This is a genomic window from Neobacillus kokaensis, assembly GCF_014656545.1.
GTDB classification, from domain to species: Bacteria; Bacillota; Bacilli; order Bacillales; family Cytobacillaceae; genus Neobacillus; species Neobacillus kokaensis.
The window spans coordinates 1-1550 of the sequence record NZ_BNDS01000065.1 but is presented as its reverse complement, the minus strand read 5'-3'; the positions used below and the strand labels follow the sequence as shown (position 1 = coordinate 1550).

Sequence of the window (1550 nt, the reverse complement as noted above, 5' to 3'; positions counted from 1 at the left end):
CTTTTTTCTGTGAAAATAATTAATATCCGCATTCCCTGAATACAGCTAATCGAATCGGGGAATCCTGAAAATAACCTAAAAAAGCCAATGAGAAAACAGAGCTACCTGTCGGAGGGTAACTTTGTATAAATCTATTTGGTTTTGGTTATACTAACTAATTTGCATTTCTTTAAATGGCTCCTTGTTTAAAAGCATGGAGTAAATGATTCGAAGCATTCGATGCGATATGGCAACGAGTGCTTTTTTCTTTCCTCTTCTTGCGGCTAACGACCAATATTTAGCTGCTAACCACCGATTTCGACATCGTGAAACGGCCCAAGCAGCTTCACACATTGCAGACTTAATATGAGGATTTCCTTTAGTGGTCCTTGTACTTTTCCGTTTTCCAGCACTTTCATGATTACCCGGCGATACTCCAGCCCATGATGCTAAATGCTGGGAAGTAGGAAACTGCCCCATATCCACCCCAATTTCTGCAATGATAATTGCTGCAGTATCTTTCTTAATACCTGGAATAGTGAGAAGTAATTCCATTTCTTCCGTATAGTTATTTAACAAACTATCTACTCGTTCTTCAATTTCAGAAATCAGTGATTCTAAATAAATTATATGTTGCCATGACTGTCGAATAAGAAAGATTTGATGCCCGTTTAAGGTACCAAATAGAGAATCAGTTATCCTCTGTTTCTTTCCAGCCATTTTTCCATGAATGCTATTTTCAACGTCAACTTCATCAACATATCCTTGCTCGATTAACTTTTTGAGAAGTTTCCTCCCTGATACGCCAAAAACATCGGAAATGACTGAACTGAGCTTAACATTTGAACACTCTAATACCTTTTGAATTCGGTTTTTCTCAGCTGTTAAATGACCTATCCACTTCTTGCGAAGTCGTGTTAGATCACGAAGTTCTCGAATATCAACGGGTGGGACAAAACTTTTTTCAATTAACCCATGTCTTAATAATTTGGCAATCCACTCTGCATCTGAAACATCAGTTTTTCGACCAGGGACATTTTTAATTCGTTGTGCATTAGCAAGTGTAATATCAAAGTAATCCTCTAAGATGTTAAATACAGGTTTCCAATAAATACCTGTACTTTCCATTGCAATATGAGTGACTTCATGATGTTCAAGCCATTTTAATAAACGATAAAGATCTTTTGTAAGAGTAGGGAAAGTTTCTGTTACCTTAAGCAAGTCGTCTTCTCTACTCCCGGAAATTACACAAGCTACAATTGTCTCCGCATGGACATCTAATCCAGCACATCGTTCGATAAATACTTCCATAGAAATACTCCTGTCTATTAAGATCACAAACAGTGAGTGAATTTGAAAATAAGCATTTTTCTGTCCGTAGTCATCCTTCCGTAAGGAAGGAGCTAACAAAGGGTTGAACACCAAATTCACTCAAACAGTTTTGTTTACAGGGTCTAACGCCACCATAAAAAGCCACATCCTTAAAAACTGTTTGTGTCACTAACATTATGGACAGGAGGAATTAATTTTCATGCCCGGGTTGGGAGAGAAAGCTCATGATAGTTTTGTTT

1 protein-coding gene is annotated in these 1550 nt (G+C 37.5%); it reads right to left on the bottom strand.

Features of this window, described 5'->3' with window-relative positions:
• Positions 1–150 precede the first annotated feature (150 nt).
• Positions 151–1290 (bottom strand): IS110 family RNA-guided transposase, encoded by a 1140-nt coding sequence (locus IE222_RS26165; protein WP_191277311.1) that lies wholly within the window; start codon positions 1288–1290, stop codon positions 151–153.
• Positions 1291–1550: the final 260 nt, after the last annotated feature.